Origin of the sequence: Pseudomonas sp. Colony2 (assembly GCF_019382755.1) — a bacterium.
GTDB lineage: Bacteria > Pseudomonadota > Gammaproteobacteria > Pseudomonadales > Pseudomonadaceae > Aquipseudomonas.
On sequence record NZ_CP080030.1, the window covers coordinates 1,684,164 to 1,709,369 of the forward strand.

At 60.4% G+C, this 25,206-nt stretch carries 23 protein-coding genes and 1 riboswitch; of the genes, 14 read left to right on the plus strand and 9 right to left on the minus strand.

Annotated elements, in window-relative coordinates:
* Positions 1-99: 99 nt before the first annotated feature.
* Entirely contained in the window at positions 100-222 is a 123-nt protein-coding gene (locus JV201_RS29585) for a PA1414 family protein (protein WP_003210728.1), read from the plus strand.
* 441 nt (positions 223-663) lie between these two features.
* Positions 664-2,763: an FAD-dependent oxidoreductase gene (locus JV201_RS07225; RefSeq protein WP_219406688.1), complete on the plus strand. Its 2,100-nt coding sequence runs from the start codon at positions 664-666 to the stop codon at positions 2,761-2,763.
* A gap of 60 nt (positions 2,764-2,823) precedes the next feature.
* Here JV201_RS07225 and JV201_RS07230 read toward each other — a convergent pair whose 3' ends face one another.
* The 4 genes from JV201_RS07230 to speB all read right to left on the minus strand — a co-directional run bounded on the left by JV201_RS07230 (position 2,824) and on the right by speB (position 7,220).
* Entirely contained in the window at positions 2,824-4,206 is a 1,383-nt protein-coding gene (locus tag JV201_RS07230) for a sodium:solute symporter (protein WP_219406689.1), read from the minus strand.
* A 111-nt stretch (positions 4,207-4,317) separates the two neighbouring features.
* On the minus strand, positions 4,318-5,823 hold the full coding sequence (locus JV201_RS07235) for a cytosine permease (RefSeq protein WP_003210731.1): 1,506 nt from the start codon (positions 5,821-5,823) through the stop codon (positions 4,318-4,320).
* A gap of 21 nt (positions 5,824-5,844) precedes the next feature.
* Positions 5,845-6,270, minus strand: coding sequence for a nuclear transport factor 2 family protein (locus JV201_RS07240; protein ID WP_008438173.1), 426 nt, complete (start codon positions 6,268-6,270; stop codon positions 5,845-5,847).
* A complete protein-coding gene (gene speB, locus JV201_RS07245) occupies positions 6,270-7,220 on the minus strand; it encodes an agmatinase (RefSeq protein WP_003210733.1) in 951 nt (316 codons plus the stop codon). The genes JV201_RS07240 and speB overlap by 1 nt, the downstream gene beginning before the upstream one ends.
* Before the next feature lie 244 nt (positions 7,221-7,464).
* Here speB and JV201_RS07250 point away from each other — a divergent pair, with 244 nt between their 5' ends.
* The 7 genes from JV201_RS07250 (at position 7,465) to JV201_RS07280 (ending at position 15,254) form a co-directional block, all read left to right on the plus strand.
* Positions 7,465-8,358 carry a LysR family transcriptional regulator gene (locus tag JV201_RS07250; protein WP_003210734.1) on the plus strand — a complete coding sequence of 298 codons (894 nt, stop codon included), beginning with the start codon at positions 7,465-7,467 and terminating at the stop codon, positions 8,356-8,358.
* A 6-nt stretch (positions 8,359-8,364) separates the two neighbouring features.
* Positions 8,365-8,961, plus strand: a complete 597-nt coding sequence (locus tag JV201_RS07255; protein ID WP_003210735.1) for a tRNA-uridine aminocarboxypropyltransferase — start codon at positions 8,365-8,367, stop codon at positions 8,959-8,961.
* Between the two features lie 100 nt (positions 8,962-9,061).
* Positions 9,062-9,964 (plus strand): cysteine synthase CysM, encoded by a 903-nt coding sequence (gene cysM / locus JV201_RS07260; protein WP_219406690.1) that lies wholly within the window; start codon positions 9,062-9,064, stop codon positions 9,962-9,964.
* Entirely contained in the window at positions 9,964-11,316 is a 1,353-nt protein-coding gene (gene rlmD, locus JV201_RS07265; protein ID WP_219406691.1) for a 23S rRNA (uracil(1939)-C(5))-methyltransferase RlmD, read from the plus strand. The genes cysM and rlmD overlap by 1 nt, the downstream gene beginning before the upstream one ends.
* Positions 11,317-11,452: 136 nt before the next feature.
* On the plus strand, positions 11,453-13,696 hold the full coding sequence (gene relA, locus JV201_RS07270; RefSeq protein ID WP_008438176.1) for a GTP diphosphokinase: 2,244 nt from the start codon (positions 11,453-11,455) through the stop codon (positions 13,694-13,696).
* A 153-nt stretch (positions 13,697-13,849) separates the two neighbouring features.
* Complete coding sequence (gene mazG, locus JV201_RS07275) at positions 13,850-14,683, plus strand: nucleoside triphosphate pyrophosphohydrolase (RefSeq protein WP_008438185.1); 834 nt, start codon at positions 13,850-13,852, stop codon at positions 14,681-14,683.
* 25 nt (positions 14,684-14,708) lie between these two features.
* Entirely contained in the window at positions 14,709-15,254 is a 546-nt protein-coding gene (locus tag JV201_RS07280; protein ID WP_003210740.1) for a DUF2058 domain-containing protein, read from the plus strand.
* A gap of 237 nt (positions 15,255-15,491) precedes the next feature.
* On the opposite strand, the gene JV201_RS07285 is transcribed toward JV201_RS07280, so the two are convergent.
* The 4 genes from JV201_RS07285 to purM form a co-directional block, all read right to left on the minus strand.
* Positions 15,492-15,680, minus strand: a complete 189-nt coding sequence (locus tag JV201_RS07285; RefSeq protein ID WP_008438187.1) for a hypothetical protein — start codon at positions 15,678-15,680, stop codon at positions 15,492-15,494.
* Between the two features lie 253 nt (positions 15,681-15,933).
* On the minus strand, positions 15,934-16,647 hold the full coding sequence (locus JV201_RS07290) for a DUF3108 domain-containing protein (protein ID WP_003210742.1): 714 nt from the start codon (positions 16,645-16,647) through the stop codon (positions 15,934-15,936).
* 8 nt (positions 16,648-16,655) lie between these two features.
* Positions 16,656-17,306 carry a phosphoribosylglycinamide formyltransferase gene (purN, locus tag JV201_RS07295; protein ID WP_087694819.1) on the minus strand — a complete coding sequence of 217 codons (651 nt, stop codon included), beginning with the start codon at positions 17,304-17,306 and terminating at the stop codon, positions 16,656-16,658.
* Positions 17,306-18,364 (minus strand): phosphoribosylformylglycinamidine cyclo-ligase, encoded by a 1,059-nt coding sequence (gene purM / locus JV201_RS07300; protein ID WP_003210744.1) that lies wholly within the window; start codon positions 18,362-18,364, stop codon positions 17,306-17,308. Before purM ends, purN begins: the two co-directional genes overlap by 1 nt.
* A 359-nt stretch (positions 18,365-18,723) precedes the next feature.
* Here purM and JV201_RS07305 point away from each other — a divergent pair, with 359 nt between their 5' ends.
* The 5 genes from JV201_RS07305 to JV201_RS07325 all read left to right on the plus strand — a co-directional run bounded on the left by JV201_RS07305 (position 18,724) and on the right by JV201_RS07325 (position 23,343).
* Positions 18,724-19,764, plus strand: a complete 1,041-nt coding sequence (locus JV201_RS07305) for a DUF2066 domain-containing protein (RefSeq protein ID WP_003210745.1) — start codon at positions 18,724-18,726, stop codon at positions 19,762-19,764.
* Positions 19,765-19,817: 53 nt separating this feature from the next.
* Entirely contained in the window at positions 19,818-20,891 is a 1,074-nt protein-coding gene (locus JV201_RS07310) for an AI-2E family transporter (protein ID WP_003210746.1), read from the plus strand.
* Positions 20,892-21,108: 217 nt separating this feature from the next.
* The gene (hda, locus tag JV201_RS07315; RefSeq protein WP_003210747.1) at positions 21,109-21,813 is read left to right on the plus strand and encodes a DnaA regulatory inactivator Hda; all 705 of its coding nucleotides are present in this window, start codon (positions 21,109-21,111) and stop codon (positions 21,811-21,813) included.
* 213 nt (positions 21,814-22,026) lie between these two features.
* Positions 22,027-22,656, plus strand: coding sequence for a C40 family peptidase (locus JV201_RS07320; protein ID WP_003210748.1), 630 nt, complete (start codon positions 22,027-22,029; stop codon positions 22,654-22,656).
* A gap of 144 nt (positions 22,657-22,800) precedes the next feature.
* Positions 22,801-23,343: a C40 family peptidase gene (locus JV201_RS07325; RefSeq protein WP_003210749.1), complete on the plus strand. Its 543-nt coding sequence runs from the start codon at positions 22,801-22,803 to the stop codon at positions 23,341-23,343.
* A gap of 133 nt (positions 23,344-23,476) precedes the next feature.
* Here the strand turns inward: JV201_RS07325 and JV201_RS07330 are convergent, their stop codons facing one another.
* Positions 23,477-24,790: a sorbosone dehydrogenase family protein gene (locus JV201_RS07330; RefSeq protein ID WP_177066788.1), complete on the minus strand. Its 1,314-nt coding sequence runs from the start codon at positions 24,788-24,790 to the stop codon at positions 23,477-23,479.
* A gap of 99 nt (positions 24,791-24,889) precedes the next feature.
* A riboswitch (cobalamin riboswitch) is annotated at positions 24,890-25,127 on the plus strand.
* The last annotated feature ends 79 nt before the right edge of the window (positions 25,128-25,206 follow it).

The window sequence follows — 25,206 nt, forward strand, 5'->3', positions numbered from 1 at the left end:
GTTGTGGTTTCGTTCAAGCAATACGTAAGACTTAAGACTACTATCTGTAGGAAGCGGCCACAGAATTCCAGCCGCTCGGCATTACCCCAAGGGGGCACCATGAAAGAGAAACTGCAAAACTGGCTGCACGACCTCGGCGTCGCACTCGGCTTGATCGAGCCACCGCTGCAACCGGTGCCAATCCGCACCGATGACGAGCAGCGTCGCCCGCGTCGCAGGTAAGTCCTGGAAAGCGCTCAAGCATGTTTGTTTGGGCGCGGCCAGGAGGTTTGCCTATGTATTGGAGTCATGATTGATCATGACCCGTTGCTGTGTACTTCAATTCTTCGTCTGGCTTTGGCCGGACGTTTTCATTTCCGGGGTTTGGTGATTTTCTCAAGACACCTGCTTTCGGAATAATCCTTCAAATATTTAATTTAACAATGCCACGGTAATACCGATTGGTAGTCCGGACGTGTGCGCGTCAGTCGAGTTTTGCCATTAAGTATCGGAATTGGACTACCTGTTTGTCAGAGTCGACGGGCTTATTTGATTATTAGGATAGGCGTAGGTTGAGTTTCATCACGAAAAGATTTGTATCGTTTGCAGTTCTTACAAGCCCCCAACTTCATTGAGTTGCGCTCTCCGGAGTATGAGCCAGTCAGAACTGTTGGAGACAAAACCATGATGTTCTTTTCCGTTCCGCCAGTCGCCGCGTCACTTATTGCCACCACCGAAAACATCTTGCATATCGCCCCTGCATCGCGTGGCTGGAAAGCTGATGCACCCAGCAACGTGGTGTTTTTCCCGCCGACGTTAACCAAGCAGGCTCTGCTTATACAGATTGCACTGCTGCGCCCATCAACGATCATTGTCGCAGACCAGGTTATTGATGCCGACGTCATCAACCAATGGCGTATATCCCACCCATTTGGCGAACTCTATTTGGTCCGTAGAGGTACAAGTCTGGATAAGATCCGATTGGATCTGTGCGAGCGCAACAATGTTCGAGTGATTAACACGCCAGGGGTCAATGCGCCGCATGTTGCTGCCTATATTGCGCACTGGCTGACGCTGGCCGATGGCTCCTTGCCCCGTGACATCTGTGTACTGGGATACGGCAATGTAGGGAAAGAGCTTGTTAAGTTGTTGCTTGCTCGAGATCCGGATGTTCGGATTAAGGTGTTGGATCGACGCGATCGAGTGTCGGACAGTTTCGGGAAAGCCTCTTCCGATTGTAGGGTTTCATTGGTTGACGACTGGCTTGAGGCGCTCGAGGGGGCCAATGCAGTCGCCCTATGCTTATCCCTGAATGATGAATCCATTTATCGCATTGATCGGACCCTCATTCAGTGCCTGCACAGAAAGGCTCGCCTTGTCTGTGTCGCCAAGCCGGATGTCTTTAGCGACGATGCGTTGCAGACCCTGGCAATCTCCGAAGACATCCAGCTCATATTGGACTACGGCCCCAGGACACTGGATGCGTTTCGGGTGCGCACACAAGCGCTCGGCTGCAGTGTCTCCACGTGGTACAAGCCGGCGACACTGACGACACAGGCGGCCACCACCGAAGCCTGCCATTGCGACCTCGACTATGCGGTCTCGGTGCAACTGAGCTTGATGGCCTTGCGCGGCCTTGTCCGGCGCAAGCTTGCACACTCATTGGCGATCCCCTCTCGGCAAGCCGATGCCGGTGCGCCGCGTGTGTCGATCATCGGCAGAGGTATCAACGGGCTGCTCCAAGCCGTGATGTTCCGCCTGGCAAATTATCAGGTCACGGTTTACGGAGGAAATCAGCAGCGCGATGGTGCCAGTCACAAGCAGGTGAACATGCGTCATCTGTCAGCAACGGAGACGACTGCAAAACCGCTGCCTAACGATTACCTGACTCCCGCAAATCAGTACCTGGCCATTGAGTGCAATCGCGCAGGCATCGAGCTGTTTGAAAAATTCCTGGCCGACAACCCATCGCTGGCACGATTTGCACGATCGCGAATTGTACGAGCCTATGTGGACGACTCCAGTGGCACGGAGGCCGCGATCCGCGAGCAATGGGATATTGAAAACAGGCCTTGGCCGAGTGGCAAGCCGGGGCGAGAGCTTGCAGAGATCAGTCAGCTGCAATTCCAGGCAATGTATGGAGTTCCCGAGGTCGGGCGGGCGATTGAGGTGTCGGGCTACGATCTGGAATTTATCCATTTAATGGATGAGATGGTGACGCTTTTGCAGCGCTCAGGGGTTGAGTTCCTGCCACGGCACCTGAGTCCGGTCCAAATTGCCGATCTGAGTAGAGAGCACTTTGTCGTCACGGCCATGGGGGTGGACGAGCCAGAGGTCATCCCGATCATTGGCTGGTTTTTCAAGCTGCGCGCCGTTGATGATGAAGGTGTCGACATGCGCGGACTCAAGCTGCAGTACGACCTGCCAATCGGCGTCATGAATTGCCGCCTGGACGGGAACTGCATCCTTGTCTCCGCCGGGCAGGTGCCGCCCGATTCGACGCCGCAGTACAAGGAACAGATACGGGCGGCGTGCCTGGCTGCCGTTTCTCGACACTTTCCAAAGTCCTGCAGCCGCGCAATCGAACGTGGCGACTTGCAACAAATCGAATGTGCCAGGCCCGGCACCGCAGATGGACTTTCAATCGTGCATTGGTCCGCCTACAACCGCATTGTCGCGGGGGCAACTTATGCCGGGGGCACCACGCAGGGATTGGTATGGGCGTCTTTGGTCCAGGAAGTCATCCAGGCCAGAGCGCCGGGGGTTTCGGCAGTGTGGGAATAAAAAAACGGGTGCGACATCCGACGTCGCACCCGCTGAAGAAAGCTACTTTCAACTATTCGTTCAGATCGCCCGAGCCGCAACAGCCTCCGGACGACGGGACAGCAAACTCACCAGCACAAAACTCACCAGGCCCACACCCAGGCTGTAGTAGATCGGCGTATTGGCGTCCAAACCATCCTTGATCATGAACACCAGCGCGGTCACAAAACCCAGAGTCATGGAGGTGATCGCCCCGGAAGTTGTCGCACGCTTCCAGAAAATCGCCCCGATCAGCGGGATCAACATGCCGCCCACCAACAGGTTGTATGCCAGGGTCAGTGCGCTGATCACATCACTCACCACCAGCGCGATACCCAACACGGCGATACCGGTCAGCAAGGTAAACAGACGGTTGATCTTCAAGCTCGACTGCTTGCCACCACGCAGGCGCGGCAGCAGGTCTTCGGTCAATACGGTGGAAGCGGCGAGCAAGCCGGCGCTGGCGGTGGACATCATCGCGGCCAGTGCAGCGGCGATCACCAGGCCGCGGATACCGTCGGGCAGCGAGGCTTTGACGATGGCGGCGAACGCATTGTTGACGTTGTCCAGGTCCGGGATCAGTACGTGGGCGGCCATGCCGATCAGCGCACAGGCCAGGCCGTAGAGGATGCAGTAGAAACCGGCGAAGGTGCCTGCGTACTGGGCGACCTTTTCGTCGCGGGCGGTGAACACCCGTTGCCAGATGTCCTGGCCGATCAGGATGCCGAAGAAGTAGATCATGAAGTAGGTGATGATGGTGTCCCAGCCGATTTCAGTGAAGCTGAAATTCGACGCGGGCAGCTTGGCCACCAATTCATCCCAACCGCCGACGCGGTACAGACAGATTGGCAGCAGGATAAACATCAGGCCGACCGTCTTGATCACGAACTGCACGATGTCGGTCAGGGTCAGCGACCACATGCCGCCAATTGTCGAGTACACCACCACCACGCCACCGCCTACCAATACCGACATCCAGAAGGGCAGGTCGAACAACACTTGCAGCACGGTGCCGATGGCCAGGATCGAGGTCACGCCGATCATCAGCGCGTAGGCCAGCATGATCACCGCACTGGCCTGGCGGGCCATGGGGTTGTAGCGTTTCTCCAGGACCTGGGTCACGGTGAAGATTTTCAGCTTCAGCAGCGGCTTGGCCAGGAACAGGTTCAGCGCAATGATCCCCGCGCCCAGCGCGGCGCACAGCCAGAAACCGGAAATACCATGTACATAGCCCAGGCGCACGGTGCCGACGGTGGACGCACCGCCCAGCACCGTGGCAGCCATGGTGCCCATGTACAGCGTCGGGCCGAGGTTGCGGCCGGCCACCAGGTAGTCTTCATGGGTCTTGGCGCGGCGCATGCCATAGTAGCCGAGCACCAGCATGCCGGCGGCGTAGATGAGGACGACGAATAGATCTAAGGCCATGACGGCGAGTCTCCGATTATCTTTTTTATGTGGGGCTAAAGGGGGCTGTGTGGCGAGGGAGCGTGCTCCCGCTGGGCTGCATTGCAGCCCCAATCCATTCCACGCAATTCATCAGGCAGCCTCGCGACTGCTGCGCAGTCGAACGGGAGCAGGCTCCCTCGCCACAGTCGGTCCGTAGACGGCAGCCGGTTCAGGGAACACGCGAAGCAGTGTCAGGTACACCAGCGAGGCCAGGCCCAGGGTCACCGGCAAGCTGATGTCGATGCCGTCGGCGAGGTTGCCCAGCGGCCCGACAAACTGCCCCGGCAGGTTGACGAAGCACAGGCCCACCAGCGCACTCGGGATCCAGGCCCCCAGGCCGCGCCAGTTCCAGCCATGGCTGAACCAGTAGCGCCCGCCGGTTTCGCCGCGAGTGAACACCTGCAGGTCATCCGGGCAGTAGTAACCCCGGCGCACGATCAGGCCGATGATCATCATCACCATCCACGGCGTGGTGCAGGTGATGATCAGCACGGCGAAGGTCGACACGCTCTGCACCAGGTTGGCGGCGAAACGTCCGATAAAGATGAAGGCAATCGACATCACCCCGATCAGCAGCGTCGCCTTGACCCGGGACAGCAGGCGCGGGAACACGCTGGACATGTCCAGGCCGGTGCCATACAGCGAGGTGGTGCCGGTGGACATGCCGCCGATCACCGCGATCAGGCACACTGGCAGGAAGAACCAGCTCGGTGCCACCGCCAGCAGGCCGCCGACATAGTTGTTGGCCGCGATATAGTCCGGTGCCTTGACTGCCACGATGGTCGCGGTGGCCAGGCCGAACAGGAACGGGATCAACGTGGCGATCTGCGCAAACACCACCGCCAGCATGATCCGCATCTTCGAGGTTTCCCGCGGGATGTAGCGCGACCAGTCACCGAGGAACGCGCCGAAGGAAATCGGGTTGCTCATGGCCACCAGTGCTGCACCGATAAACGCCGCCCAGAAGCCGGTCTGGCCGAGGGCAACGGTGCCGGCGAAGTGGCTGTCGAAGGCCGGCGCGAAGGCGAAGATCCCCAGCAGGAACAGCAGGCTCGCCGCCCACACTGCGATGCGGTTGACCCACAGCATGAAGCGAAAGCCGTAGATGCACACCGTCAGCACGAGAATGGCGAAGACGCCGTAGGCCAGGCCCAGGGTCAGGTCGGTTTCCGGCAAGCCCACCAGACGTTTCGCACCGCCCACCAGCGCATCGCCTGAACTCCACACCGACAGTGAGAAGAACGCAATAGCGGTCAGCAGCGACAGGAACGAGCCGACAATCCGCCCGTGCACACCAAAGTGCGCACCGGAAGACACGGCGTTGTTGGTGCCATTGATCGGACCGAACAGACCCATGGGGGCGAGGATCACCGCACCCACCAGCACGCCCAGCACAATCGCCCAGACGCCGGCCTGGAACGACAAGCCAAACAGCACCGGAAAGCTCCCCAGCACGGCGGTGGCGAAGGTGTTGGCACCGCCGAAAATCAGGCGAAACAAATCCTTCGGCCCGGCGGTACGTTCGTGGTCCGGGATCTGTTCGACGCCGTTGGTTTCTATGTTGCGAATACTGTTTTCGTTGTTTTTATTATTCATGATCTGCTCCGATCACATTGGCTAATGGGGCGGCAGCCCTTCCGGCATAGCGGACAAATGTTCGTGACAGGCCAGCCACAGGCCTTCTTTTTGTTGTGTGCGAACCCCTTGCCGCTTGAAGACAATGGTCTCGCGTTCCTGGCTAAAGAATTGCTCCCCGTTCATGCGCAGCTCGGTGGCCACGTCATGCACAAATACCGCGACGTCACCGTGCAGGCTGACGAAAGCGTTGCTTGAGGTGCAGGAAAGCACCTCAAATCCCTCGTCCCGGCGCCAGCTGTCCCACAACACCTGGTAGGCATCGCGACTCAGCAGCGGCTGGGGGAGGGTGTAGAACACGAAGCTGGCATCGGCACTGAACGCACCGAAGTAGGCGTCGCGATCATTGCGGGCGAAGGCCGACACCAGGTCGGCCGCGGCTTTTAATACCTCGGCCTGGGCGCTCATCAGCGGTGCGCCACGCCCGGCAATACGCAGAGCATTTCGTACAGCAGGTTGGCGCCCAGCAGCGAGGTGTTGCCGGTGGTGTCGTACGGCGGCGAAACTTCTACCAGGTCGCAACCAATCAGATCCAGGCCTTGGCAGCCGCGGATGATTTCAATCGCCTGGATCGTGGTCAAGCCACCGATTTCCGGGGTGCCGGTGCCGGGCGCCCAGGCTGGGTCGATGCCGTCGATATCGAAGCTCAGGTACACCGGGCCACCGCCGACTTTCTCGCGCACTTCAGCCATCAGGGGCGCCAGCGAGTGATGCCAGCATTCTTCGGCCTGGACCACACGGAAGCCCTGTTTGCGGCTCCAGTTGAAGTCTTCGGCGGTGTAGCCCTGGGCGCGCAGGCCGATTTGCACCACGCGGTCGCAATCCAGCAAGCCTTCTTCCACCGCGCGGCGGAAGGTGGTGCCGTGGGCGATTTTCTCGCCGAACATGTGGTCGTTGACGTCGGCGTGGGCATCGATGTGCACCAGCCCGACCTTGCCGTGTTTCTTGTGGATCGCCCGCAGGATCGGCAGGGTGATGGTGTGGTCACCGCCCAGGGTCATCGGGATCACATTGTGTTCGAGGATCTCGTCGTAGGCTTCTTCGATGATGCGCACGGCGTCCAGCAGGTTGAAGGTGTTGATCGCCACGTCGCCGATGTCGGCAACCGACAGCGAGTCAAACGGCGCGGCGCCGGTGGCCATGTTGTAAGGGCGGATCATCACCGATTCGGCGCGAATTTCCCGCGGCCCGAAACGGGTGCCGGCACGCAGGGAGGTGCCGATGTCCAGGGGCACGCCGACGAAGGCGGCATCCAGGCCCTTGGCCGATTGCAGATGGGGAAGACGCATCATGGTGGCGATGCCGGCGAAGCGCGGCATTTCGTTGCCGCCCAGTGGTTGGTGGAAAATCTTGTCCACGGGATTGCCTCATCGTTTTGTTTATTAGAAGCCGATTCTGCGAAATGCATGGGAAGGGAAGAATCGGCAGGGGCAAATACTTAGTTCAGATTTTTCTAAACTAATGCCTGAGGTAAACTCGGTTCAAATGTGGGAGCGGGCTTGCTCGCGAATACGGTGTGTCAGTCACGGAGGGTTCGATTGATCCACCGCATTCGCGAGCAAGCCCGCTCCCACAGGTTTTATGTTTGCCTCTGGAGAGCCCATGGCCAACGCCTTGCCCGACCTGAAACTCCTGCGCATCTTCGTCAGCGTCGTGCGGCACCAGGGTTTCGCCAATGCCCAGCACGAACTCAACCTGTCGACCTCGGCCATCAGCACTTACATGAGCCAGCTGGAAGCCGCGTTGGGCCTGGTGCTGTGCCATCGCGGGCGGGGCGGGTTCAGCCTCACCAGCAAGGGCGAGTTGTTCCATCAGGAAACCCTGCGCCTGCTGGGCGAGCTGGAAGGCTTCGAGCAATACGCCGCCGCGCTCAAAGGCGAACTGCGCGGCACCCTGAAACTCGGCGTACTCGACTCCACCGTCAGCGACAAGGCCTTGCCGTTTGCCGAAGTGATCGGCGCCTACAGTCAGGAACACCCGGCGGTGCATTTGCACCTGTCGGTGATGAGTCCTTACGAGTTGCAACTCGGCGTCCAGGACAATCGCCTGGACCTGGCCATCGGTGCGTTTTCCAACCGGATGAGCGGGCTGATCTATATGCCGCTGTACCGCGAACAGCACTGGCTGTATTGCAGCACCCGTCACCCATTGTTCAACGAGCGGCGCATTCCCGAACAAGTCATCACCCAGCAACGCATGGTCGGTCGTGGTTACTGGAGCCAGGCCGAACTGGCGCGTCACGGCTTCAAGCACAGCGCCGCCACGGTGGAAAGTATGGAGGCGCAATTGATCCTGGTGCTGTCCGGCGCCTACATCGGCTACCTCCCGGAGCACTACGCCCAGGCCTGGGCCGACAAAGGGGATTTGCGGGTACTGCTGCCGGCAACCTTTGGTTACCAGGCGCCGTTCTCGATGATCATGCGCCGGGGCCGCAGCCGCGAACCCCTGATCCAGACCTTCCGCGATTTACTCAAAGCCCAGCTCAACCAGGCCTGAAAACCCATGTCCAGACCCCAATGCTCCCGCTGCCTGCGGCCCACCACTCACTGCCTGTGCGCGCTGATTCCCCGGCTGGATAGCCGAACCCGGGTGTTGCTGTTGCAGCATCCGAGTGAGGTCAATCACGCCTTGAATACCGCGCGGTTGGCGGCGCTGGGCTTGGTGAATGCGCAGTTGGTGGTGGGGGAGGTGTTTGAGGATTTGCAGGCGTTGTTGAATCCGCCGGGTTATCAGGCGCGTCTGTTGTTTCCGGACGAAAATGCCCAACCCTTGCAGGCCTATACGCCATCCGACGAACCGTTGCTGTTGGTGGTGCCGGACGGTACCTGGCGCAAGGCGCGCAAGTTGCTGCACCTCAATCCTTTATTGGCGGCGCTGCCTCGGGTGACGCTGGCGGAAGGCGCCGTGTCCCGTTATCGGCTGCGCAAGGCACCGGGGCCCGGGGCGTTGTCGACGGTGGAGGCCATCGTGCAGGCGTTGCAGGTGCTTGAAGCGCCCACCTCATTTGAGCCGCTGCTGAAACCGTTCGAGGCATTGATCGAAGGACAGATTGCCGCGATGGGCGATGAAGTGTTCCAGAGAAACCACGGCCCCGCCTGACTTATTCCATTAAGCGATAAGCACCACACTTTGCGTGATATGGCCCGCCAGCCTTTCCCGGTATGATAGTCGCCCCCGCAGTCTGGATTGCGAATACGCCATGACCTTGCAGTACCCCACCATCGCCGATTGCGTCGGCAACACCCCGCTGGTCCGCTTGCAGCGCCTGCCGGGCAACACCAGCAATACCTTGTTGCTCAAGCTCGAAGGGAACAACCCGGCCGGCTCGGTCAAGGACCGCCCGGCGTTGTCGATGATCACCCGCGCCGAGTTGCGTGGGCAGATCAAGCCCGGCGACACCCTGATCGAAGCCACCTCCGGTAACACCGGGATTGCCCTGGCCATGGCCGCGGCGATCAAGGGCTACAAGATGGTCCTGATCATGCCCGACAACGGCAGCGCCGAGCGCAAGGCGGCGATGACCGCCTACGGCGCCGAGTTGATCCTGGTCACCCAGGAAGAAGGCATGGAAGGCGCCCGCGACCTCGCCGAGCGTATGGCTGCCGAAGGCCGTGGCCTGGTGCTGGACCAGTTCGCCAACGGCGACAACCCTGAGGCGCACTACACCACCACTGGCCCGGAAATCTGGCGCCAGACCCAGGGCACCATCACTCACTTCGTGAGTTCGATGGGCACCACCGGCACCATCATGGGCAACTCGCGCTACCTCAAGGAGCAGAATCCCGAGATCCAGATCGTCGGCCTGCAACCGATGGAAGGCGCAGCGATCCCGGGGATCCGTCGTTGGCCCGAAGAGTACTTGCCGAAGATCTACAACGCGGCTCGCGTCGATCGCATCATCGACATGGCTCAGCGTGAAGCCGAAGACACCACCCGCCGCCTGGCCCGTGAAGAAGGCATCTTCTGCGGCGTGTCGTCCGGTGGCGCGGTGGCCGGGATGTTGCGCTTGTCCCATGAGTTGGAAAACGCGGTGATCGTCGCGATCATCTGTGACCGTGGCGACCGTTACCTGTCGACCGGCATTTTCGACGCGCCCAACTGATGGCCAAGCACGAGAGAGGCCTGCGCTTCCAACCGACGGGCGGCAGCCGGGCCCCACAGATTCCTGTAGGCAAGAAGCAGCGCCTGACCATCGAGCGCCTGGCCAACGACGGCCGTGGCATTGTGTTCTTTGAAGGCCGCACCTGGTTTGTCGTGGGTGCGCTGGCCGGTGAAGAGGTGGAAGCGCGGGTGTTGGGCGCCCACGGCAAAGTGGTCGAGGCGCGCACCGAGCGCGTATTTACCGCCAGCGAACTGCGCCGTCCGGCACCCTGTGTGCACGCCGGCCGCTGTGGCGGTTGCAGCCTGCAACACTTGCCCCATGACGAACAACTCGCCCTGAAACAGCGCATGCTCGCCGAGCAATTATCCCGTGTGGCCGGTGTCGAACCCCAGGAGTGGGCCGCGTCTTTGAGCGGGCCGGAATTCGGCTATCGTCGCCGCGCCCGCGTGGCCGTGCGCTGGGATGCCAAGGCGAAGAAACTTGAAGTCGGCTTTCGTGCCGTGGCCAGCCAGGACATCGTCGCCATCGACGATTGCCCGGTGCTGGTACAGGCCTTGCAACCGATCATGCAGCGTTTGCCCAACATGCTGCGGCGCTTGAGCAAGCCTCAGGCATTGGGGCATGTGGAATTATTCAGTGGTTCGTCGATTGCCGTGTTGTTGCGACACATGGCGCCCTTGTCCGAAGCGGACCTGACGATCCTGCAGGAATTTTGCACGTTCCATGAAGCCCAACTGTGGCTGCATGGCGAGGGCCAGCCGCAACCGGTCGAACCAGACCAGGCCTTGGGCTATCGTCTGGAACCGTGGGATTTGCAGTTGGCGTACCGCCCGGGAGACTTTGTGCAGGTCAACGCCGGGGTCAACCAGGCGATGGTCGCCCAGGCGCTGGATTGGCTGGCGCCGAAGCCCGACGAGCGGGTGCTGGATTTGTTTTGTGGCTTGGGCAACTTCGCCTTGCCGCTGGCCCGCCAAGTGCGGGAAGTGGTGGCGGTGGAAGGGGTGCAGGCCATGGTGGACCGGGCGGCACAGAATGCCGTCAGCAATAATTTGCATAATGTTCAGTTTTTTCAGGCCGATTTGTCCCAGCCTTTGACCGACGCGGAATGGGCCAAACAGGGCTTTTCTGCGGTACTCTTGGACCCACCCCGCGATGGTGCCCTGGAGGTTGTGCGCAAGCTCGCTACCCTGGGGGCTGATCGCCTGGTGTATGTGTCCTGCAATCCGGCAACGCTGGCGCGGGACACGGTCGAGTTGGTCAAGCAAGGCTACCGGCTAAAACGTGCCGGGATCCTCGACATGTTTCCCCAGACGGCCCATGTCGAGGCCATGGCGTTATTTGAAGCGGGCTAGGATGCCCGTTTAATCCGACTGGCCTGCATCTCCTGGGCCTGTGACCTGCCAGGGAGCGTGCACAAGCTTTTTTTGTAAAGCAGGTCAGCGATGATTTTGACGCACTAAAAGGTGCGTCGTAGGGAAGGTAAGCAAGATGGTACAGGTGAGAGCACACCAGCCGATCAACACCGACGGCAGTATCAATCTCGAGGCATGGCTGGATCATGCCATCAGTGTCGACCCGGCACTGGACCGTGAAGCCTTGAAAGCAGCCTGCGAGTTCGCTCGTGAGTCTGAACAGCAAGACAATGCGGCGAAGAACCTGTGGGCCGAAGGCACTTCAAGCTTTCGCACCGGGTTGGAAATCGCCGAGATCCTCGCCGATCTCAAGCTCGATCAGGATTCGCTGATCGCGGCGGTGCTGTATCGCGGCGTGCGCGAAGGGCACATTCAGCTGCCCACCATCAGCCAGCGTTTCGGCACCGTGGTGGCCAAGCTGATCGACGGCGTGCTGCGCATGGCGGCGATCAGTGCCAGCCTCAGCCCGCGCCAGTCGATGGTGCTGGGCACCCAGGGCCAGGTGGAAAACCTGCGCAAGATGCTGGTGGCGATGGTCGACGACGTGCGCGTCGCCTTGATCAAGCTGGCCGAGCGTACCTGCGCGATTCGGGCGGTGAAAACCGCCGACGACGAAAAGCGCAACCGCGTCGCCCGCGAGGTGTTCGACATCTACGCGCCGCTCGCCCACCGCCTGGGCATCGGCCATATCAAGTGGGAACTGGAGGACTTGTCCTTCCGTTACCTCGAACCCGATCAATACAAACAGATTGCCACGCTGCTCCATGAGCGGCGGCTGGACCGTGAGCGCTTTATCGCCGACGTGATGAGCCAGTTACGCACGGAATTGCAGGCCACCGGCGTTGAAGCCGACATCAGCGGCCGGGCCAAACACATCTATTCCATCTGGCGCAAAATGCAGCGCAAGGGTCTGGCCTTCAGCCAGATCTACGACGTGCGCGCCGTGCGTGTGCTGGTGCCGGAAATGCGCGACTGCTACACCGCGCTGGGTATCGTGCACACGCTGTGGCGGCACATCCCCAAGGAATTCGACGACTACATCGCCAACCCCAAGGAAAACGGTTACCGCTCATTGCACACGGCAGTGATCGGCCCCGAGGGCAAGGTGCTGGAAGTACAGATCCGCACCCACGCGATGCACGAAGAGGCGGAGCTGGGCGTATGCGCTCACTGGCGCTACAAGGGCACCGACGTCAAGGCCGGGTCGAACCAGTACGAAGAGAAAATCTCCTGGTTGCGCCAGGTGCTGGAGTGGCACGAAGAGCTGGGCGACATCGGCGGTTTGGCCGACCAGCTGCGGGTAGATATCGAACCTGACCGGGTCTACATCTTCACCCCCGACGGTCACGCGATCGACCTGCCCAAGGGCGCCACACCGCTGGATTTTGCGTACCGGGTGCACACCGAGATCGGCCACAACTGCCGTGGCGCCAAGATCAACGGGCGCATCGTGCCGCTCAACTACAGCCTGCAGACCGGTGAACAGGTCGAGATCATTACCAGCAAGCACGGTACGCCGAGCCGCGACTGGCTGAACCCGAACCTGGGCTACATCACCACGTCCAGGGCGCGGGCGAAGATCGTCCACTGGTTCAAATTGCAGGCGCGCGACCAGAACGTCGCCGCCGGCAAGACCTTGCTCGAGCGCGAATTGGCACGCCTGGGCCTGCCGCAGGTGGACTTCGACAAGCTGGCCGAAAAGGCCAACATGAAGATCGCCGAAGACATGTTCGCCGCCCTCGGTGCCGGCGATCTGCGCCTGGCGCAGTTGGTCAACCTGGCCCAGCAACTGGTTGAGCCGGAGCGGGGCAGCGAGCAGCTGGAACTGATTCCACGCAAGGCCACCGGCTACAAGCCGGGCAAGCGCGGCGATATCCAGATCCAGGGCGTCGGCAACCTGATGACGCAAATGGCCGGCTGCTGCCAGCCATTGCCGGGCGACGCCATCGTCGGTTACATCACTCAGGGCCGCGGGGTGAGCATTCACCGCCAGGACTGTGCCTCGGTGTTGCAACTGGGCGGGCGCGAGCCGGAGCGGATCATCCAGGTCAGTTGGGGCCCGGTGCCGGTGTTGACCTATCCGGTGGACATCATCATTCGTGCCTACGACCGTTCCGGGCTGCTGCGTGATGTGTCGCAGGTGCTGCTCAATGAGCGGATCAACGTGCTGGCGGTCAACACCCGCTCGAACAAAGAGGACAACACGGCGCTGATGTCCCTGACCATCGAGATTCCGGGGCTGGACGCGTTGGGTCGGTTGCTGGGGCGTATTTCCCAGTTGCCGAACATCATTGAGACCCGGCGTAATCGCACGCCATGAGTAGCTGGATGAGCGCGGACTGAAATGTGGGAGCGGGCTTGCTCGCGAAGGCGATGTGTCTGTCAAATATCAGGCAACTGACACGACGCCTTCGCGAGCAAGCCCGCTCCCACATTTGATCCTCAGCGTTCCCACTTCTGCGGAAAGAGACTGATGTATTCACTTGAAGACCTGCTGCACCTGATGAACCGCCTGCGCGACCCGCAATACGGTTGCCCGTGGGACATCAAGCAAACCTACGCCACCATCGTCCCCCACACCCTGGAAGAAGCCTACGAAGTCGCCGATGCGATCGAGCGCGGGGATTTTGATCACCTGCAAGGTGAGTTGGGCGACCTGTTGTTCCAGGTGGTGTATTACAGCCAGCTGGCGCGGGAAGAAGGGCGCTTCGAATTCGCCGGAGTGATCGACAGCATTACCCGCAAGTTGATTCGCCGTCACCCGCATGTGTTTCCCACGGGAGACTTGTACGCGCCGCTGGATATTCCGCAGCTGAGCGAAGAGCAGGTCAAGCAGCGTTGGGAAGAAATAAAGGCCGAGGAGCGTGCGGAAAAATCCGACGTCCCACAGCAGTTATCCCTGCTGGATGATGTGCCCACGGCCTTGCCGGCGCTTTCCCGCGCCGCCAAATTGCAAAAGCGTGCCGGGCAGGTGGGTTTCGACTGGCCGGCCGCGTTGCCCGTGGTGGATAACGTGCGCGAAGAGCTGGATGAAGTGCTCGAAGCCATGGCCGATAACGACCCGGCAGCCATCGCCGATGAAGTAGGTGACCTGCTGTTTGCGGCGGTCAACCTGGCCCGTCACCTCCAGGTCGACCCGGAAGCAGCCTTGCGTTTAGCCAACGCTAAATTCGAACGACGTTTCCGATTTATCGAACAGGCATTGCGCGAGACCCACCGTCCCATAGAAGATTGCACCCTCGAAGAGTTGGACGCCCTGTGGGGCGAAGCCAAACGCCAGGAAAAAAATCTGTCCAGCTGCGGCTGAGCCGTTGCCCAAGTGAGTAAGCACCATGAGCATTTCCCTTCGCGACCAGTTGCTCAAAGCAGGTCTGGTCAACCAAAAGCAGGCCAAGCAGGTCGGCAAAGAGAAACAGAAACAGCAGCGCCTGGTGCATAAAGGCCAGGCCGAAGCGGACGACAGCCAGGCGCGCCTGGCCATCCAGGCGCATGCCGAAAAGGTCAAGCGCGACCAGGAGCTGAACCGTCAGCAGCAGGAAAAAGCCGAGGCTAAGGCCCGCGTTGCGCAGGTCAAGCAATTGATCGAAACCTCGCGCCTGCCCAAGCTGACCACCGAGGACTACTACAACTTCGTGGATGACAAGAAGGTCAAGCGCCTGTCGGTCAACACGCTGATGCGTAACAAGCTGAGCAACGGCTCCCTGGCGATCGTGCATCACGGTGGCGGTTACGAGGTGATCCCGCGCGAAGCCGCGCTGAAGATCCAGGAGCGGGCGCCAGAGCGCATCGTCCAGATGAACGTGCTGACCGAAAGCCAGGTGCCGGATGAGGATGATCCGTACGCCGCCTACCAGATCCCTGACGACCTGATGTGGTAATGCGTTAGAAACACACATTGTGGCGAGACGGCTTGTTGTGGCGAGGGAGCTTGYTGTGGCGAGGGAGCTTGCTCCCGCTGGGGCGCGAAGCGCCCCCAAAATCCCAATCCCAATCCCAATCCCAATCCCAATCCCAATCCTAAACCCAAAAAAACACAAACCCCGCTCAAAAGGCGGGGTTTGTGTTTATAGACACTCCAGCTGCGTGGGGCTGGTTATCTACAGGATTTCAGAGTTTCAGGAGCTTTGCGCCTGGCGTTTCATCTCAAGGGTCTCGAGCTCGTTTTTATAATTATGAGCTTCGGTCTCGTCGTGAAACATGCCGACCAGCAGGTCTTGCTGGTGTACATCCCAGATGTGAATCCCGTGGGCTACTGCTTCATGGGACATATGTTCATCGTCGCGTTCAGTTACTTTTACAGTCATCTGCTTGCTCCAATCTCTGGTTGATCTGCGGCAAGGCGTCGCAGGCCTTTGTTATATGATTTGTTAGCTTGCTAAGTAAATAACCAGGAATTGCAACACACCTTTACAGAAACTGGAGTAATCCCGCGAGCCCACGGAAACCGCGACATTGCGTCGCAGGGCGCTGAGTTTTATGACAAAAGTTTCATGTTGGCGTCAGGCGACAGGCGAAAAAAAGCCCCGCGTACGCGAGGCTCTTTCATTGCGCAGAGGATCAGCTGCCTTTGACAGCCTTGCCGTCAACGGTACCGTCTTGCAGCATGATGTTGTATTCCTTGCCGTCAGTCTCGACCTGGCGCAGGGCAACCAGGATGCCGCCCCAGTCCTTGGCAAACCACATTTGGGTAATGCGCTTGCTTTGAGTCGGGTCACGCACGCGCTCGACCTTGATCGCATCGATGGAGCCGGCTTTGGTCTGGACCTTTTCCGGGCCGATCACGCGGAAGTCGTAGGTATCGACATCAGTGCCTTCGACGACGTTGTAGCTCATGCTTTTCTTGCCGGCTGCCACATCGCGCTGCAATGCCAACTGGTAGGTCGACTTGTCGAGCATGCCGCTTTGAAGGGCCACGTTGACCGGGTCCTTGTTTTCAAAGCCGGTGACTTTCTTGGCCGTCTGATCGAAGTCGAGGTTGATCTTCTTCGTCTTGCCCAGGCCACCGCGTTCGAAGGTGTAGCTCACCGGTTGCAGGGCGTCTTTGTCGAAGCGGATCACGCTGGTTTCAGTCAGGCTGGCGATCATCATGGAAGCCTTGAAATTCAAGGTCCAGCTGCCGTTGTCATTCTTGGTCAGGCTGCGTTCTGCCGAACCACTCATGGGCAACTGTTTCCAGTCGGCGGTGTAGCTGGCGGAGAAAGGGTGAAGGTCTGCCGCTTGCACGGCAGGCAAGGCGAACAGCGCAAAAGCGAAGAGCAGGGCGCGACGCATAAAGTCTCCTAGGTTCGAATCAAGTGGCCGCTGGCCGCAAGTAACTGACCGTCCAATAATGCACCGTGGTCGCCAAGAATCAACCGTCCCTCAGCGAACCAGCGAACAGCCAGCGGGTAAATCCTGTGTTCCTGGGCGTGAACCCGTTGCGCAAGCGTCTGCGCAGAGTCGGCAGACTCTACCGGAACTACTGCCTGTACGACCAGAGGCCCGCCATCGAGTTCCTCGGTGACAAAGTGCACGCTGCAGCCGTGCTCGGTGTCGCCGGCCTCCAGGGCACGCTGGTGGGTGTGTAACCCTTTGTATTTTGGCAGCAGGGACGGGTGGATATTCAGCAGACGCCCGTTGTAGTGACGCACGAAGTCAGCGCTGAGAATGCGCATGAAGCCGGCCAGTACCACGAGTTTGGGGTTGAAGGCGTCGATCAGTTCGATCAAGGCGCTGTCGAAGGCCTCGCGGCCTTCGAAAGCCTTGTGATCCAGGGAGCGGGTGTCGATACCTGCGTCCCTGGCGCGTTGCAGGCCGTAGGCGTCGCTGCGGTTGGAAATCACCGCAGCGATGCGCACCGGGCTGTCGCCGGCGCGCGTGCTGTCGATCAGGGCCTGCAAGTTACTGCCGGTGCCGGAGAGCAGCACCACGACATCACAGGTTGCAGGCATCAGTGCGCCTTAAGGTTCTTCAGTTCAACCTGAGCCGCGCCTTCAGGGGCGGTAGCGATCTGGCCGATGACCCAAGGCTGTTCGCCGGCTTCACGCAATACGTTCAGCGCGCTTTCAACGTGCTCTTGAGCCACGCAGATGACCATGCCCACGCCGCAGTTCAGCACGCGGTGCATTTCGGTTTCGTTGACGTTGCCTTTCTCTTGCAGCCAGTCGAAGACTGCCGGGCGCTGCCAGCTGGCCACGTCGACAATCGCCTGGGCGCCTTCAGGCAGTACGCGCGGGATGTTGTCCAGCAGGCCGCCACCGGTGATGTGAGCCATGGCCTTGACCGCGCCGGTGTCCTTGATCAGCTTGAGCAACGGCTTCACGTAGATGCGGGTCGGGGCCATCAGCAGGTCGGTCAAGGGCTTGCCGTCGAGCTGGATGGTTTCGATGTCGGCGCCGGACACTTCGATGATCTTGCGGATCAGCGAGTAGCCGTTGGAGTGCGGGCCGGACGATGGCAGGGCCAGAAGGGCGTCACCGGCAGCCACCTTGGAACCGTCGATGATTTCGGATTTTTCGACAACGCCGACGCAGAAACCGGCCAGGTCGTAGTCTTCGCCTTCGTACATGCCTGGCATTTCAGCGGTTTCGCCGCCGACCAGGGAGCAGCCGGACAGTTCGCAGCCAGCGCCAATGCCGGTGACCACCTGGGTAGCGGTCTCGACGTTGAGCTTGCCGGTGGCGTAGTAGTCAAGGAAGAACAGCGGCTCGGCGCCGCACACCACCAGGTCGTTCACGCACATGGCAACCAGGTCGATGCCGATGCTGTCGTGCTTGTTCAGGTTCAGTGCCAGGCGCAGCTTGGTGCCCACACCGTCGGTGCCGGAGACCAATACAGGCTGCTTGTAGCCGGCCGGGATCTCGCAGAGGGCGCCAAAACCGCCCAGGCCGCCCATGACTTCGGGGCGCGCAGTGCGCTTGGCGACGCTCTTGATGCGTTCGACCAATGCTTCACCGGCGTCGATGTCTACACCGGCGTCCTTGTAGCTCAGGGAGGGTTGCTTGCTCATGATCCAGGCCTTTAGGGGGGATTCAGGGGTAACGACCGAATGCGGCGGGTGTACCGAAACCTGAAGTTTCAGCACGGCCTGCCATTGACGGTCTGCGAAGGCGCGCAATTTTATCAGGCTTGAGGGGCAGCGGCCATCCTCGGGCCGACGGGCAGGGGCAATAGCTGTTAAAAAAATCGCTAATCGAGTCGGTCACAGGCCCTATTAAGGTATAGCCTTTAACTCGCTATCGTTATGACAGTACAAAAACTTGCCGAGACCCTGTGAATGTTTTGCCGGTCGCTGTGGTCACAGCCTTGCTCAACAGTGTTCACGCGGTCTGTTCCAACCGCTTATTTGCCGTTCGGGAATCTTCTTTCATGGGTCTGAGTAAATATTTTTTTGTGGGCTGCTTGTCGTTGGTCAGCCTGGCGAGTCATGCCGAAACCCTCAATGGTCTCTATCAAGTGCTGGAGCCGGTCAGCAGTCAGTCTCCCCAGGAGCGCGACCAGGCGACCCAGCGTGCCCTGCAAACCCTGGTGATCCGCCTGACCGGCGACGCCAAGGCCGCCGATGGCCCGGGCCTGGCGGCGATCCGCAAAGACCCGCAACAAATCATCAGTCAGTATGGCTACGACGCCGGCCCGCCGGAAAGCCTGCAGGTGGATTTCGACCCGGTCAGCACCGACCGCGCGTTGCGTGGCGCGGGCCTGGCGCTGTGGGGCAGCAATCGGCCATCGATCCTCGGTTGGTGGCTGAACGACTCCGTGGAAGGCAGCAGCCTGGTCGGTGATGGCCAGGCTGTCGCCCAGCCGCTGCGCCGCGCGGCCCAGCACCGTGGTTTGCCGCTGCGTCTGCCATTGGGTGACCTGGACGAACAGATCGTCGCCACCGCCCCGAATCTTGAAAGCCCTGACGCCACACCGCTGCGCGCCGCGTCCGAGCGTTATGGTGCCGATGCCTTGCTGGCGGTGCATGCTCGCGAAGACGGCGGCCAATGGTCGGCCAAATGGCGCCTGTGGCTGGGGGATAAAAGCGAGCAGGGCACCGCCACCGGCACTGATACTGCCGCATTGGCCGACGCCGTGCTGCTGGCCGTCAGCGAACGCCTGGCACCACGCTTTGCGGTCAAGGCCGGCGCTGCCACCAGTGATCAGTTGCTGGAAGTGCAGGGCATGAATCTCGAGCATTACGCCGCCCTCGGCCATCTGCTGGAACCGTTCGGTGCCCAGCCGGTGCGCGTGGACGGCACTCGCATCGTTTATCGGGTGAATGGCAGCGCCGAGCAATTGCGCACCCAGTTGAGCCTGGCCAAGTTGCAGGAAATCCCGGCAGGTGAAGCTCCGGCTCCGCAGCCGGTGGTAGAAGGCGCGCAACCGGCACCGGTCGAGCCGACGCCGCAGCTACGTTTTCATTGGTAAGTGTTCTTCCTTCTTATATAGAAGCAGGAAGCAAATAACAGAGGGAGTGGTTTATGGCGGATACGCGTCGTTGGGTGTGGCTTGGCGGGATTGTCCTGCTGTGCGTTTTTGTGTTCCTGCTGCATTCGATCCTGACGCCGTTCCTGGTCGCGTTACTGCTGGCCTACCTGTTCGATCCGGTGGTGGATCGCCTGGAAAAGATCGGCTTGTCACGTACCTGGGGCGTGGTGGCGGTGTTTGCGTTGTTCACCTTGATCATCACGGCGCTGGTCCTGGTGCTGGTGCCGATGTTGGCCAAGCAGCTGTTCAAGCTCTATGAGCTGGCGCCGCAGATGCTCGACTGGCTGCAACACACGGCCATGCCGTGGGCGCAGGCCAAGCTGGGGCTGGCAGACGGCTTCTGGAAGTTCGACAAGGTCAAGGCGGCCATCAGCGAGCACATGGGCCAGACCACCGACATTGTCGGCGTGGTGCTGAGCCAGGCGACGGCGTCGAGCCTGGCGCTGATTGGCTGGCTGACCAACCTGGTGCTGATCCCGGTCGTGGCGTTCTACCTGCTGCGGGACTGGGACATCATGATGGCCAAGATCCGCGGCCTGCTGCCGCGCGACCGTGAGGAGCGCATTGTCTCCCTGGCCGAGGAGTGTCATGAGGTGCTCGGCGCCTTCGTCCGTGGCCAGTTGCTGGTGATGCTGGCGCTGGGGATCATCTACGCGGCGGGGTTGATGGCGATCGGCCTGGAACTGGGGCTGTTGATCGGCCTGATCGCCGGCCTGGCAGCCATCGTGCCTTATATGGGCTTCGTGATTGGTATCGGTGCGGCGCTGGTGGCCGGGTTGTTCCAGTTCCACGGCGACCTGTACCCGATGCTCGGGATCGTCGCGGTGTTCATGGTCGGCCAGGCCCTGGAAGGCATGGTGCTGACGCCGTTGCTGGTGGGCGACCGGATCGGCCTGCATCCGGTGGCGGTGATCTTTGCGATCCTGGCGGGCGGCGAGCTGTTCGGCTTTACCGGCATCCTGCTGGCGCTGCCGGTGGCGGCGGTGATCATGGTGCTGGTGCGCCATGTGCACGACTTGTACAAGGACTCGGACATGTACGCCGGAACCGACGAACCGGAGTTATAACCGCAGCATCACAAACCCGGCTCAAGGCCGGGTTTGTCATTTATCGGCTCTGGCGTTTCGCCATTGCGTCAAACATTCCTCACCAAATCCAACAAGTTAACGCAAACCTTTGATTTTGCTTGTGGTCTGCTGCATTGTGCGCCCGGCGTCACGGGTATAAACTTTGCAAACTTTACACAGAGGTCACTAACGGTTCGATTGGAACCGTTCAGTCAGCATGAAACCGATTCAGCTGCCCCTAGGTGTGCGTCTGCGTGACGACGCCACCTTTATCAATTACTACCCAGGCGCCAATGCCGCTGCACTCGGCTATGTCGAGCGGCTCTGCGAAGCCGACGCCGGGTGGACCGAAAGCTTGATCTACCTCTGGGGCAAGCACGGCGTGGGGCGTACCCACTTGTTACAGGCCGCTTGCCTGCGCTTCGAACAGATGGGTGAACCGGCGGTGTACCTGCCGCTGGCGGAGCTGCTGGACCGCGGTATCGAGATCCTCGACAACCTTGAACAATACGAACTGGTCTGCCTGGACGATTTGCAGGCAGTGGCGGGGCGGGCAGATTGGGAAGAGGCACTGTTCCATCTGTTCAACCGCTTGCGTGACAGCGGCCGGCGCTTGTTGATTGCCGCCTCCACCTCGCCACGTGAGCTGCCGGTGAAGCTGGCGGACTTGAAGTCGCGGCTGACCCTGGCGCTGATTTTCCAGATGCGCCCGTTGTCCGACGAAGACAAACTGCGGGCCCTGCAACTGCGTGCTTCGCGCCGCGGGTTGCACCTGACCGATGAAGTCGGGCATTTTATTCTCACTCGCGGTACACGCAGCATGAGCGCACTGTTCGACTTGCTCGAACAGCTCGACCAGGCTTCCTTGCAAGCCCAGCGCAAGCTGACTATTCCCTTCCTCAAAGAAACCCTGGGCTGGTAGGCAGCCCTTTAAAACCGGGGCTTTCGGCAAATTACAGGCGCCAGAAAACCTGCGTTTGGGCCGTTTTGGCCACGCAAATGGCTGGCATAGGGTGTTAAGGGCTTAGATGTCATAGTCCAAACAAGAAGTCACATAGATCACGATTGAATTTGCAAATCGATGTGATAGAAGGCATAGTCTCGGCTTCTTTACACATCAGCCACGGTCGTGCCCATGCTAAATCGCTTCGCACCCCTCGTGCCTCTCGCACTCGTTACCCTGTTGTTTGGTTGCGCCACCCACACTCAAAACGTGGCTGAGCAGCAAAAACCAGTACAGCAGTCCCAGGCAAAATTCGTTGCGTCGCAGTCTTCCACTGTTTATCAGGAAGAGATCGCAACTGAAAAAGAACTCGCCGACTTCGCCGGCGCCAAGCCTTACCAGCTTCCCGTTCTGGCCGACAGCATTCTCGAACGCGGCATGTCCCTGATCGGTACCCGTTACCGTTTCGGCGGTACCTCTGAAGCCGGTTTCGACTGCAGCGGTTTCATCGGCTACCTGTTCCGCGAAGAAGCCGGCATGAACCTGCCGCGTTCCACCCGCGAAATGATCAACGTGGATGCACCGTTGGTCGCGCGGAACAACCTCAAGCCCGGTGATCTGCTTTTCTTTAGTACGGCTGGCCGTGGTCGTGTCAGCCACGCCGGTATCTACCTGGGCGACAACCAGTTTATCCACTCCAGCAGCCGCCGCAGCGGTGGTGTGCGAGTCGACAACCTGGGTGACAGCTACTGGAGCAAAACCTTCATCGAAGCCAAGCGCGCCCTGGCGATGGCCCCGACTACCGTTACCGCTAGCAAGTAAAGTTAAAGTGATACTTGAAGTTTGACGTGTAAGCGCTAGAATCCCTGGACATTGTTGTAAATTGATCGCGCGAGCTTTGCTTGCGCGTTCTGTTTTTCAACGTTCGGCAGCGAAAGCCGCATCCAGATCAGGATTGTTCTGCCCATGTCGACCTCGGCCCGCCTAATTCTTCTCGTTTGCGCCGCGCTGCTCAGCGCCTGCGCAAGTCGTCCTCCGCCTGCTCCCGTGGCCGTCAAGCCCAAGCCGGTGTTCAACACCTATGCCACCCAAAGTTTCTCGCCTGCGGCCGAAGACGTGCTTTTTCGTGCGCTGGGCCTGGTTGGCACGCCTTATCGCTGGGGCGGCAACACGCCGGACTCGGGGTTTGATTGCAGTGGCTTGATCGGTTTCGTCTACCGTGACGCGGCGGGCATCTCCTTGCCACGTACCACTCGCGAGCTGATCGTGATGCGCGCCCAGGACGTGAGCGAAAACAACCTGCAGACCGGTGACCTGATCTTCTTCGCCACGGGTGGCGGCTCGCAGGTCAGCCACGCCGGGATCTACGTGGGAGAAGGGCGCTTTGTGCATGCGCCGCAAACCGGCGGTACGGTGAAGCTGGACACGCTGTCCAAAGCCTATTGGCAAAACGCCTACCTGAGCGCCAAGCGTGTGTTGCCAGCCGAGCACCTGGCACGAAACCCCTAGGAAAACACGAAACCAAATGTGGGAGCGGGCTTGCTCGCGAATGCGGTGGATCAGTCGACAACAAGCTGACTGACACACTGCATTCGCGAGCAAGCCCGCTCCCACATTTGTTTTGCGGTGTTTGCGAAGCTGGCTATTTAGCCGCCGACACTCGCCACACCTTGTTCCCCACGTCATCCGCCACCAGCAAATCCCCCTGCTTGTCGATCACCACGCCGACCGGGCGGCCCATGGCTTTCTCGTCGCTGTCGAGGAACCCGGTCAGCACATCCACCGGCTGGCCTTTGGGTTTGCCGCCTTCAAACGGCACGAAGATCACCTTGTAGCCACTGTGTGGCTTGCGGTTCCACGAACCATGCTGGCCGATAAACGCGCCATTGCTGAATTGCGCCGGTAGCTTGCTGCCGTCGGCAAAGGTCAGTCCCAAGGAGGCTGTGTGCGGGCCCACCGCGTAGTCCGGGGCAATCGCCTTGGCTACCAGTTCCGGGTTCTGCGGACTCACCCGCACATCCACGTGCTGCCCGTAGTAACTGAAGGGCCAGCCATAGAACGCGCCATCCTTGACCGAGGTGATGTAGTCCGGCACCAGGTCGCTGCCGATTTCATCGCGCTCATTCACCGCCGTCCACAGCCTGCCGCTTTGCGGTTCCCAAGCCATGCCGTTGGGGTTGCGCAGGCCGGAGGCGAAGATACGGTGCTGGCCGGTAGCACGGTCCACTTCCCAGATCGCGGCGCGGCCTTGTTCGGCTTCCAGGCCGTTTTCCGCGACGTTGCTGTTGGAGCCCACGCTGACGTACAACTTGCTGCCGTCCTGGCTCGCGACCACGTTCTTGGTCCAGTGATGGTTGATGCTGCCGCCCGGCAAGTCGGTCACCGTGGTGCCGGCTTCCTTGATCGAGGTTTCGCCTGGCTGATAGGGGAAGCGCAGCAGCTTGTCCGAATCGGCCACATACAGGTCGCTGCCCACCAGTGTCATGCCGAACGGCGAGTTCAGGTTCTCCAGGAACACCGTGCGGGTTTCGGCTATGCCGTCGTGGTCGGCGTCCCGCAGCAGGGTGATGCGGTTGGGGCTCGGCACGGCGGCCCCGGCGCGGCCCATGACTTTCTCCATCACCCAGCCACGAATACCCTTGGAATCGTCCGGCTTGGGTGGCGCATTGGTTTCTGCCACCAGCACATCGCCATTGGGCAGCACATACAGCCAGCGCGGATGGTCCAGGCCTTCGGCAAACGCCGCTACTTGAGTGCCTGCCGCCGCCGTTGGCTTGGTGCCTTCGGGCCAGCCGATGGCCGGGGCGATATTCACCGTGGGGATCAGGGTTTTATTCGGTTCCGGCAGTTTGGGCGAGGGCCCGGTGCCGTCGGACACTTGCAGGGTAGAGCTTTCGCCGCAGGCGGCGAGGGTGCCGGCGAGCATGATCAGTAGGGCAAGTCGGGTCTTGTGCATGGTTTTCTCCTTAATACCTGTAGCGGTAGAGGCACGCAGCGGCCCGATGGTTCACGCGCATGTCCGGCTTTAATTGACGCTCCACCCCCAACCCACTAACCTTCGCGGCTTGTTTCAGGTGCTCTGTGGCGTACGCGCCGACTGAGTGAAACAGGGAAGCCGGTGAGTGAGCGCATTTTTCTACAGTGCTGCCACGATCCCGGCGCTGCCCCCGCAACGGTAAATGAGTCAAGACGGTGCCTTAAGCCACTGTATCGCCCGCGATATGGGAAGGCGCACCTTCGGCATCCAATGCCACTCATGAGCCCGGAGACCGGCCTGATCCATCCAACAGCATCACGGTGGGCGATGCTTGGCTGTCTGTATGTGTCTTTTTCCTGCCCGCCGTTTTTGTCCAGCCCCAACGGAGAGCTGCC

What these genes read in the sequence shown, in the direction of transcription:
- JV201_RS07330 (WP_177066788.1), bottom strand. Translation starts at nt 24,790, where the DNA reads ATGCACAAGACCCGACTTGCCCTACTGATCATGCTCGCCGGCACCCTC.
- cysM (WP_219406690.1), top strand. Translation starts at nt 9,062, where the DNA reads ATGACCTTGCAGTACCCCACCATCGCCGATTGCGTCGGCAACACCCCG.
- JV201_RS29585 (WP_003210728.1), top strand. Translation starts at nt 100, where the DNA reads ATGAAAGAGAAACTGCAAAACTGGCTGCACGACCTCGGCGTCGCACTC.
- JV201_RS07230 (WP_219406689.1), bottom strand. Translation starts at nt 4,206, where the DNA reads ATGGCCTTAGATCTATTCGTCGTCCTCATCTACGCCGCCGGCATGCTG.
- purN (WP_087694819.1), bottom strand. Translation starts at nt 17,306, where the DNA reads ATGCCTGCAACCTGTGATGTCGTGGTGCTGCTCTCCGGCACCGGCAGT.
- JV201_RS07320 (WP_003210748.1), top strand. Translation starts at nt 22,027, where the DNA reads ATGCTAAATCGCTTCGCACCCCTCGTGCCTCTCGCACTCGTTACCCTG.
- JV201_RS07290 (WP_003210742.1), bottom strand. Translation starts at nt 16,647, where the DNA reads ATGCGTCGCGCCCTGCTCTTCGCTTTTGCGCTGTTCGCCTTGCCTGCC.
- JV201_RS07285 (WP_008438187.1), bottom strand. Translation starts at nt 15,680, where the DNA reads ATGACTGTAAAAGTAACTGAACGCGACGATGAACATATGTCCCATGAA.
- mazG (WP_008438185.1), top strand. Translation starts at nt 13,850, where the DNA reads ATGTATTCACTTGAAGACCTGCTGCACCTGATGAACCGCCTGCGCGAC.
- JV201_RS07310 (WP_003210746.1), top strand. Translation starts at nt 19,818, where the DNA reads ATGGCGGATACGCGTCGTTGGGTGTGGCTTGGCGGGATTGTCCTGCTG.
- relA (WP_008438176.1), top strand. Translation starts at nt 11,453, where the DNA reads ATGGTACAGGTGAGAGCACACCAGCCGATCAACACCGACGGCAGTATC.
- JV201_RS07255 (WP_003210735.1), top strand. Translation starts at nt 8,365, where the DNA reads ATGTCCAGACCCCAATGCTCCCGCTGCCTGCGGCCCACCACTCACTGC.
- JV201_RS07305 (WP_003210745.1), top strand. Translation starts at nt 18,724, where the DNA reads ATGGGTCTGAGTAAATATTTTTTTGTGGGCTGCTTGTCGTTGGTCAGC.
- hda (WP_003210747.1), top strand. Translation starts at nt 21,109, where the DNA reads ATGAAACCGATTCAGCTGCCCCTAGGTGTGCGTCTGCGTGACGACGCC.
- JV201_RS07325 (WP_003210749.1), top strand. Translation starts at nt 22,801, where the DNA reads ATGTCGACCTCGGCCCGCCTAATTCTTCTCGTTTGCGCCGCGCTGCTC.
- JV201_RS07240 (WP_008438173.1), bottom strand. Translation starts at nt 6,270, where the DNA reads ATGAGCGCCCAGGCCGAGGTATTAAAAGCCGCGGCCGACCTGGTGTCG.
- JV201_RS07250 (WP_003210734.1), top strand. Translation starts at nt 7,465, where the DNA reads ATGGCCAACGCCTTGCCCGACCTGAAACTCCTGCGCATCTTCGTCAGC.
- purM (WP_003210744.1), bottom strand. Translation starts at nt 18,364, where the DNA reads ATGAGCAAGCAACCCTCCCTGAGCTACAAGGACGCCGGTGTAGACATC.
- JV201_RS07225 (WP_219406688.1), top strand. Translation starts at nt 664, where the DNA reads ATGATGTTCTTTTCCGTTCCGCCAGTCGCCGCGTCACTTATTGCCACC.
- JV201_RS07235 (WP_003210731.1), bottom strand. Translation starts at nt 5,823, where the DNA reads ATGAATAATAAAAACAACGAAAACAGTATTCGCAACATAGAAACCAAC.
- rlmD (WP_219406691.1), top strand. Translation starts at nt 9,964, where the DNA reads ATGGCCAAGCACGAGAGAGGCCTGCGCTTCCAACCGACGGGCGGCAGC.
- JV201_RS07280 (WP_003210740.1), top strand. Translation starts at nt 14,709, where the DNA reads ATGAGCATTTCCCTTCGCGACCAGTTGCTCAAAGCAGGTCTGGTCAAC.